The sequence below is a fragment of the Stackebrandtia sp. genome (genome assembly GCF_035643755.1).
Classification (GTDB): Bacteria; Actinomycetota; Actinomycetes; order Mycobacteriales; family Micromonosporaceae; genus Stackebrandtia.
Genome location: NZ_DASQPW010000218.1, coordinates 26,680 through 35,025, shown reverse-complemented (window position 1 = coordinate 35,025; position 8,346 = coordinate 26,680). Strand labels below are relative to the sequence as shown.

General features: G+C 69.4%; 9 protein-coding genes. 4 read left to right on the top strand and 5 right to left on the bottom strand.

What is annotated here, in order from left to right:
- From VE172_RS16975 to VE172_RS16965, 3 genes are all read left to right on the top strand, one after another.
- Positions 1-755: 2-oxo acid dehydrogenase subunit E2 (locus VE172_RS16975; protein ID WP_324803131.1), on the top strand; the 755-nt coding region annotated here is incomplete at its 5' end.
- 84 nt (positions 756-839) lie between these two features.
- The gene (locus VE172_RS16970; protein WP_324803130.1) at positions 840-1,820 is read left to right on the top strand and encodes a magnesium and cobalt transport protein CorA; all 981 of its coding nucleotides are present in this window, start codon (positions 840-842) and stop codon (positions 1,818-1,820) included.
- 19 nt (positions 1,821-1,839) lie between these two features.
- A complete protein-coding gene (locus VE172_RS16965) occupies positions 1,840-2,724 on the top strand; it encodes a TIGR01777 family oxidoreductase (protein ID WP_324803129.1) in 885 nt (294 codons plus the stop codon).
- Here VE172_RS16965 and VE172_RS16960 read toward each other — a convergent pair.
- The 4 genes from VE172_RS16960 to VE172_RS16945 all read right to left on the bottom strand — a co-directional run bounded on the left by VE172_RS16960 (position 2,699) and on the right by VE172_RS16945 (position 6,118).
- Positions 2,699-3,700 (bottom strand): LLM class flavin-dependent oxidoreductase, encoded by a 1,002-nt coding sequence (locus VE172_RS16960; protein WP_324803128.1) that lies wholly within the window; start codon positions 3,698-3,700, stop codon positions 2,699-2,701. The genes VE172_RS16965 and VE172_RS16960 overlap by 26 nt on opposite strands.
- A 5-nt stretch (positions 3,701-3,705) precedes the next feature.
- Positions 3,706-4,098 carry an SCO5389 family protein gene (locus tag VE172_RS16955; RefSeq protein ID WP_324803127.1) on the bottom strand — a complete coding sequence of 131 codons (393 nt, stop codon included), beginning with the start codon at positions 4,096-4,098 and terminating at the stop codon, positions 3,706-3,708.
- A 64-nt stretch (positions 4,099-4,162) separates the two neighbouring features.
- On the bottom strand, positions 4,163-5,137 hold the full coding sequence (locus tag VE172_RS16950) for an ATP-binding protein (RefSeq protein ID WP_324803126.1): 975 nt from the start codon (positions 5,135-5,137) through the stop codon (positions 4,163-4,165).
- A 78-nt stretch (positions 5,138-5,215) separates the two neighbouring features.
- A complete protein-coding gene (locus VE172_RS16945) occupies positions 5,216-6,118 on the bottom strand; it encodes a glutamate ABC transporter substrate-binding protein (RefSeq protein WP_324803125.1) in 903 nt (300 codons plus the stop codon).
- Positions 6,119-6,218: 100 nt separating this feature from the next.
- Between VE172_RS16945 and lipB the strand changes: the two genes are divergently transcribed.
- Positions 6,219-6,863 carry a lipoyl(octanoyl) transferase LipB gene (lipB, locus tag VE172_RS16940; protein WP_324803124.1) on the top strand — a complete coding sequence of 215 codons (645 nt, stop codon included), beginning with the start codon at positions 6,219-6,221 and terminating at the stop codon, positions 6,861-6,863.
- Positions 6,864-6,897: 34 nt separating this feature from the next.
- Here the strand turns inward: lipB and aspS are convergent, their stop codons facing one another.
- On the bottom strand, positions 6,898-8,238 hold the full coding sequence (aspS, locus tag VE172_RS16935; protein ID WP_324803123.1) for an aspartate--tRNA(Asn) ligase: 1,341 nt from the start codon (positions 8,236-8,238) through the stop codon (positions 6,898-6,900).
- Between the last annotated feature and the right edge of the window lie 108 nt (positions 8,239-8,346).

Genomic DNA, 8,346 nt, shown 5'->3' with positions numbered 1-8,346 from the left:
CGAAGCCCGCGGCGCCGCTGGAGCCGTCCCCGCTGCGGGGCCGCACCGAGAAGATGTCGCGGCTGCGCAGGATGATCGCCAAGAACACCTTCGACGCGCTGCACTCGCAGGCCCAGCTGACCACGGTGATCGAGGTGGACGTCACCAAGATCGCCCACCTGCGCACGGCCACCAAGGACGCGTTCCTGCAGCGCCACGGCGTGAAGCTGTCGTTCCTGCCGTTCTTCGCGATGGCCGCCGTCGAGGCGCTCCAGGTGTACCCGCAGGTCAACGCGACCATCGACATGGACGCGGGCACCGTCACCTACCCGGCCGCCGAGAACCTCGGCATGGCCGTCGACACCGACAAGGGCCTGATCGCCCCGGTGATCCACAACGCCGGCGACCTGAACCTGGGCGGCCTGGCCAAGCGGATCGCCGACCTCGCCGAGCGCACCCGCAACAACAAGCTGACCCCCGACGACATCGCCGGGGGCACGTTCACGCTGACCAACACCGGGTCGCGCGGCGCCCTGTTCGACACGCCGATCGTGAACGCGCCGCAGTCGGCGATGCTGGGCACCGGCGCGGTCGTGAAGCGCCCGGTCGTGGTCAACGACCCCGAGCTGGGCGAGGTCATCGCGCCACGGTCCATGATGTACCTGGCGCTGTCCTACGACCACCGCATCATCGACGGCGCCGACGCCGCGCGTTACCTCTCGGCGGTCAAGCAGCGCCTGGAGGACGGCGACTTCGCCTCGCAGCTGGGGCTGTAACCAAGCACGCCAATCATCGGGCCGCGTCGAACATTGACGCGGCCCGATGTCATGCGGTGGATCAATCTGGGCATAATCGGCGACATGACCACCCCACATGTCGTCGTGTGCGACGCCTCCCGCCCCGTCGAGCTCACCGAGGACCTCGACTCCGCCCTGGAGGATCTGACGCGCTTCGGCGACCACTTCCTGTGGGTCGACCTGGAATCCCCCAGCCAGGAGACCTTCGCCAACGCCACGCGGCGGCTCGGGGTGTCCGATGTCGACTTCGACGAGGTGACCCGGCACCGGTCCCGCCAGAGCGCCACCCTGGTGCGCGGCGTCCTGGTGGTGGCGCTGAAGGCGTTGCACCGCGCCACGAACGAGGAGGGCTCGGCGCTGACCAGCTCCCAGGTGCTGCTGTTCGTGACCGACAAGCTCGTGCTGTCCGTCCACGAAGGATGCGCCGACCTGTTCGCCGAGGTGCGGCAGCAGCTGCGCGACCGCCCCGAGTGCCTGAAGTTCGGGCCGCACATCATCGTTCAGGAGGTGTGCGACGAGATCGTGGCCACCTACGACCGCATCGCCCACGAGATCGAGTCTGACATCATCGAGGTCGAGCACCGGGTGTTCGACCTGCACGCCGCCGACCCGCTGGACGACATCTACGGCCTGAAGCGCGAGGTGCTGTTCTTCCGCCGCGTGGAGGACCCGCTGCACCCGGTCATGTCGGACCTGTCGCGGGGCCGGGTGCCGGTCCCGATCGGGATGCGCGAGCGGTTCCAGCAGTCGCTGCACGACCTGGACCGGGTGGACAACACCATCGACTCGCTGAGCGAGCAGGTCACCAGCGTGATGCAGGCCCACCTGGCGCAGGTGTCGATCCAGCAGAACACCGACATGCGCAAGATCTCGTCGTGGGCGGCGATCATCGCGGTGCCGACCCTGGTGGCCGGCGTGTACGGCATGAACTTCACGTACATGCCCGAGCTGCATTGGACGATCGGCTACCCGCTGGTGGTCATCGTGATGCTCGGGGCGTGTCTGTTCGTCTATCGGCTGCTCAAGAAGAACAACTGGCTGTAGGGCATGCCACAATCGGCGGATGCGCATAGTCATGGCCGGGGCCTCCGGTTTCCTCGGACGGCACCTGGCCGCCCGGCTGTCCAGCGACGGCCACCGCGTGGAGCGGCTGGTGCGGCGCCGCGCCGAGGAGCCCGGCGAGGTGGCGTGGGACCCCGACGGCGGTGAGCTGGACTCCGGTGTGCTCGAGGGCGCCGACGCGGTGATCAACCTGTGCGGCGCCGGCGTGGCCGACAGGCGCTGGACCGAGACGTACAAGCGGCTGATCCGCGACAGCCGCGTCAACGCGACGCGGGCGATCGCCGAGGCCGTCGCCGTCGCCAGGGTTCCGGTGCTGCTCAACGGTTCCGCGGTCGGCTACTACGGCGACAACCCCGCGGTGGTGGACGAGACGGCCGAGCCGGGCGACGACTTTCTGGGCGTCACGTGCCGGCGCTGGGAGGAGGCCACCGCGCCCGCCGCCGAGGCCGGGGCCCGGGTGGTGCCGCTGCGCACCGGGCACGTGATGGCGCCGGATTCGGTGATGCTGAAGCGGCTCATCCCGCTGTTCAAGCTGGGGCTGGGCGGCCGCTTCGGTTCGGGGCGGCAGTACTTCCCGTGGATCTCGCTGCGCGACTGGCTGGCGGCCGTGGACCTCCTGCTGGACCGCGACATCGCGGGCCCGGTCAACCTCGTGGGTCCGACGCCGGTGACCAACGCGGAGTTCACCCGCGCGCTGGGCGCGGCGCTGCGGCGTCCCACGCCGTGGGTGGTGCCGGGCGCGGCGCTGCGTTTCGGGGCGGGCGAGGCCGCCGTGGAGCTGCTGCGCGGCACCGAGATCGTGCCGAAAGTGTTGCGGGACAACGACTTCGAGTTCTCCGACCCGACGATTTCGGAGGCGCTCACCTGGGCCGTGGCGTCGCGATAGGGCGCAGGGCGGCGCCCAGGCGCGCGATGTTGTCGCGCACGGCGGCGCCCTCGCCGATGCCCTCGACCAGCAGCAGGGCCCGGGAGATCTCGGTGGCGGCGGCGCTGTCGGCCAGCCGCGCGGCCAGGCCGGGCGCGGGCCCCACCAGGTGCTCGGCGGCCAGTCGCTCCACATAGCCGCGTTGATCGCCGGAGCCCCGGCCGCCGTCGAGGCGGACGTAGTCGCCCACGCCGGTCGACAGCCAGTCGGTCATGGCCTCGCGCAGGCGGTCCGCGCCGTCGTCGGTGGCGTGGGCCAGGTAGACGGCGGCGTGCTCGGCGCCGGACGGGTCGTGCCCGGCGTCGGCGGCGGCCGTGTTCCAGCGCCGGATCATGGCGGCCTTGTCGTCGTCGGTGGCGTGGATGCCCAGCAGCAGCGGCAGTCCGCGGCGTGCCGCGGCGTCCACGGTGGGCGGTGAGGTGGCGGCGATCCAGATGGGGAAGGCGCCGCGGGGACGGGCCAGCACCGGCACGGGGCGAAACCGGAAGAACTCCCCCGCCGCGCTCACCCGCGGCGGCCCCGATATCCAGTCCCGCAACACGTCCACCGCCTCGCCGAAGCCGCGGTCGAAGCGTTCGCGCCCGGTGCCGAAGACCTCCAGGTCCACCCAGGGGCCGCCGCGCGCCACCCCGAGCAGGAAACGCCCGCCGGACAGGCCGTCCAGCATGACGGCCTCCTCGGCCAGGGCCACGGGGTGTCGGTTGGACAGCACGCAGGCGGCCGAACCGACCCGCAGCCGGGTGGTGCGGGCGAGGATGTGGGCGGCCAGCAGCGGCACCGAGGGGCAGGCGCCGTAGCGGATGAAGTGGTGTTCGGCGATCCATACCGCGTCGAAACCGGCGGCCTCGGCGGCCATGGCGTATTCCGCCAGGGCCGCCGGAACGTCCGCTGCGGACCGATGGTGGGCGTCGCCCACCAGGAACAGGTCGATCTTCACCCTTCTCAGCAGTCCCGCAGCTCCGGGGACTGGTTGCGCAGCTGGCCGACCGGGGAGATGAAGCGGCGGTAGCGGTCGCTGTCGACGGCCGAGGGCGTGAAGGCCGCGACCCGGTGGCAGTTCTGGAAGGCCAGCTTCACCCCGAAGTGCCGCTCCAGGCCCCCGCGGATCGCGTCGGAGGCCAGGGCGCGCAGCAGCTGCCCCCGAGCCTTCTCGTCGGGCGGCGGCGTGACGTTGTCGGCGAACTCTCCCCCGCCGCCGCGCAGGTCGTTCACCACCCGGGCGATCGTTTCCCAGGCGAAGGGAAGCGATTGGCGTACGCAGTCGACGAACTCGGCGTCGCTGACGTCACCGCGTTCGGCCTTTTCCAAAAGCTCGGGCGAAACATCAAGGGACATGAGCACTCCTTGTCATCGTGGATGGTCCACAATCCTTCCAATCCCGCGGCGCCGACACTGTCGGCTATCGGACTGTCACGGATCCGGAGAGATCGTCCAGGCACTGTGGACCAAGCACGAAGTCCGGGTCGATCTGATCGCTCAGGTCGGCGCCGCTGCGCGAGTTCGCCCACGCCTCGGCGTTGCGGACGTGGAACTGGCGGGCCTGGCGGGTGAACTTTCCCCAGTCCTTGCCGCCCAGCTCCACCAGGCCGCGGGCGTTGTCCAGGACCGCGAGATTGCCGGGCTCCAGCGCGGCGATCGGTTGCAGGTCACCGCGTTCGGCGGCCTTGACGTAACGGGACCGCCCGAAGCAGGCGAACAGCGCCTCCCCGACGTGCTCGCGCAGGAAGTCGGCGTCGTCGGCGTCGTCGATCTTGTTGCCGATCACCGAGATCGCCACGTCGTAGTCGGCGGCGTACTCGGCGTACTGCTTGTACACCCCGACGCTGCGGACGGTGGGCTCGCACACCAGGAAGGTGCGGTCGAAGCGGGTGAACATACCCGAGGCGAAGGCCTCGGCACCGGCGATCATGTCCACCACAACGTATTCCCGGGCCCCGTCGACCAGGTGGTTGAGCAGCAGCTCGACCGCGCCGGTCTTGGAGTGGTAGCAGGCCACCCCGAGGTCGTCGGTGGCGAAGCCGCCGGTGACGGCAAGCCGCAGCCCCGCGTGGCGGCGGGTGCAGGTGGCGTACAGGGGATTGTCGGCGAGGGTGAGCAGCCGGGAGCCGGCGCCGGGCGGGGTGGTCTTGACCATCGCGTCGGCCGAGGCGATGCGGGGGTTGGTGCCGCGCAGGTAATCCTTGATCTCGGCGATCCGCTCCCCCAGCGGCGGCAGGTCCGCGGAGGCGTCCACCCCGAGCGCGGCGGCCAGGTGCTGGTTGATGTCGGCGTCGATGGCGAACACCTGGTGACCGGTCTCGACGGCGCGGCGCGCGAACAGCGAGGCCATGGTGGTCTTGCCGCTGCCCCCCTTGCCGACGAAGGCGACCTTCATGGGTTACTCCCCGCTGTCGTGATTGAAATTGCAAACCAATTTCAGAACAGTCGGGGCGGTCGGTCAAGCGACACGCCGTCAGTCGGTGGTGATTTTCGGAGTCTTGGGGAGGGCGACCCCGGCGGCGCCCAGGGTGCGGTTGAAGGCGGCCTGCCAGTCGCCGTTGGAGAAGGCGAGCTTCAGGGTGTCGTTGATGAACTTGACGACCTCGGGCGAGTTGTTGTGGATCCCCACGCCGTACGGCTCGGAACTGAAGGTCTTCTTGGAGACCTCCAGCTCGTCGGGGTCCTGGTCGGCGTAGCCGTAGAGGATCACGTTGTCGGTGGTGACCGCGTCGACCTGCTTGTCCAGCAGGGCCTTGCGGCAACTGGAGTAGTCGCTCAGAATCGTCGGCTTGGCGGACTTGTTGAGCTTCATGACATTCTCGACGGACGTCGAGCCCTTCGCCGTGCACACCTTCTTGCCCGACAGCTGCGACACCTTGTCTATGTGGTCGCCCTTGCGGGTCATGATCGACTGGCCCGCCTCGTAGTACGGTCCCGCGAAGTCCACCATCTTCTGGCGGTCGGCGCTGATCGAGTAGGTGCCGATCACCAGGTCGACGACGCTGTGATGCTTGTATCCCAGATACTTCTCACGGTTTTTCGACACGGTCTCGATGAAGTCCAGGTTGTCGCCCTCGCCGACGTCACCGAAGATGCGCTGCGCGATGATCCGCGCGATCTCGGCGTCGAAGCCCTCGATGCGTCCGGTGGCGTCGTCGCGCAGCCCCGTCAGCGGCTGGTCGAACTTGGTGCCGACCGTGATGCGCCCGGAATCGAGGATCTTCTTGATCGCGTCGGGCATGTCGGAGCGGTCGGCCTGCGCCATCGAGTAATCGCTGGGGACGGTGGAGTCGACCGCGCTCGCCGCACAGGCGGACAGTCCGAGCAGGGCGACCGCCGTCAACGCGATGGGGGCCAGAATTCGCGGCAAGCGCACGGTTGTCGGTCCTTCCTCGCAGGGGCGAGTGCGACTTTACGCGTTCGCCGTGATCGGCTCCACCCTGGCGGGGTCTCAATTCGGGATTAGGCTCGATGCCGTGACAACAGCGGTAGACAACGAGGGCCTGGTCATCGACCGGGTGGGCACCATCGGCTATCAGGACGCCTGGGACCGGCAGCGGGTCCTGCAGGAGCAGCGCATCAACGACGACATCGGCGACACCGTCCTGCTGCTGCAACACCCCAGCGTGTACACGGCGGGGCGGCGCACCGAGGCGTGGACGCTGCCCAACGACGGCACGCCCGTGGTCACGGTGGACCGGGGCGGCCAGATCACCTGGCACGGCCCCGGCCAGCTGGTGGGCTACCCGATCGTGAAGCTGCGCAAGCCCATCGACGTGGTGAAGTACGTTCGCCGCCTCGAGGGGATGATCATGGCGGTGTGCGCCGAGTTCGGCGTCGACACCACGCGCGTGGACGGCCAGACCGGCGTGTGGGTGCCCGCCGACGACCGCGGCGGAGTCCGCAAGATCGCCTCGATCGGGGTGCGGGTGCGCTGGCGGGTGACGCTGCACGGCTTCGCCCTGAACTGCGACTGCGACATGTCCGCGTTCTCGAAGATCTCGCCTTGCGCGATCGAGGACGTCACCATGACCTCGCTGACCCGCGAGGTGGGCCGCGACGTCGGAGTCGACGAGGTGATCCCGGTGGCGGAAAGGCTCATGCCGCTGATCCTGGAATAGGTGTCGGCGGCGCTGACGCCGCCGACACCTTCCATCATGGAGCGACGCGGTGGAGGTCGCGCGGGAACAGCGTGACCTCCCGGATGTTCGCCGCCCCGGTCAGCTGCGCCACGAACCGCTCCAGCCCGATGGCGAACCCGCCGTGCGGCGGCATGCCGTGCCGAAACGCGTCCAGGTACCCGGCGTAGGCGTCCGGACCCTCGCCCTGCGCCGCCAGGGCCTTCAGATAGTCGGCGTAGCGATGCAGCCGCCGCCCCCCGGTCACCAGCTCGGTGCCCCGAAACAGCAGGTCGAAGGAGTCGCTGTAGCCCGGTCGGCGCGGGTCGGCCGCGGTGTAGAACGGCCGCTTCGACATCGGATACCCGGCCACGACCAGGAAGTCGCTGCCGTGCTCCCGCCGCGCCCACTCGCCCATGAACCGCTCGTGCGCGGGCGCCAGGTCGTTCTCGGCGGTGACGTCGACGCCGCCGTCCCGCGAGATCAGCTCCAGCGCCTCGCTGAAGTGAATCGACGGGAGCTCTTCGGGCACCACGGGAACCGACAACTCGAGCCGCTCCAACGCGGCCGACGCACGGTCGGCCACACTGGACAACATGCCGTCCACGGTGTCCCTCAGCACCGCCGCCACGTCCCGATGGTCGGCGATGAACCCGAACTCGGCGTCCAGCGACGTGTATTCGGCCAGGTGCCTGACGGTGTCGTGCGGCTCGGCCCGGAACACCGGCCCCACCTCGAACACCCGCTCGAACACCCCGACCATGGTCTGCTTGTAGAACTGCGGGCTCTGCGCCAGGTACGCCGGACGTCCGAAGTAGTCCAGCTTGAATACGTTCGCCCCGCTCTCGGTGGCGCCGGCGACGATCTTCGGCGTCGACACCTCGGTGAAACCCTTGGCGTTCAACACCTCCCGAAACCCGCGCGTCGCGGCGGCGGCGATCTCGAACGCCGCCCGATGCCTGGGCTGCCGCAGTGCGACGGGCGCGTGGTCCAGCAGCGTCGGCAGGTTCGCCCGCAGCCGCGGCCGATACAGGTCAAACGGCGGCGGCTCGGCCTGGGACACGACCGTGATCTCGGGTCCGGTGATCTCGACGCCTCCGGGGGCGTCCGCGTTCGCGGTCACCACCCCCGTCACCTCGACGACGGTCTCCTCGGCCAACCCCTCCAGCACGTCCCGTGCCTCGGGCTCACCGATCACCACCTGGGCCAATCCGCCGCGGTCCCTGACGATCGCGAACGCCACGGACTTCAGCAGCCTCCTGCGATGCAGCCAACCCGCGACGAGTACCTCTTCGCCGACCCGTTCCGCGAGCGCCGACGACAACACCCTTTCGGGCGCGTCGGTCACCGCGGGGTTCGGCGTGGTTGATGTGGTCATCTTGTTCAACACCTCCTTGGTTGTGTGAAAACCCCGGAGGTGTGGGCGATCGGGATATCGCTGTGCCACCACACCTTCGCCGCGCGCTGGCTGCGCACGGCCTCATTC

What these genes read in the sequence shown, in the direction of transcription:
- VE172_RS16970 (WP_324803130.1), top strand. Translation starts at nt 840, where the DNA reads ATGACCACCCCACATGTCGTCGTGTGCGACGCCTCCCGCCCCGTCGAG.
- VE172_RS16965 (WP_324803129.1), top strand. Translation starts at nt 1,840, where the DNA reads ATGCGCATAGTCATGGCCGGGGCCTCCGGTTTCCTCGGACGGCACCTG.
- VE172_RS16955 (WP_324803127.1), bottom strand. Translation starts at nt 4,098, where the DNA reads ATGTCCCTTGATGTTTCGCCCGAGCTTTTGGAAAAGGCCGAACGCGGT.
- VE172_RS16950 (WP_324803126.1), bottom strand. Translation starts at nt 5,137, where the DNA reads ATGAAGGTCGCCTTCGTCGGCAAGGGGGGCAGCGGCAAGACCACCATG.
- aspS (WP_324803123.1), bottom strand. Translation starts at nt 8,238, where the DNA reads ATGACCACATCAACCACGCCGAACCCCGCGGTGACCGACGCGCCCGAA.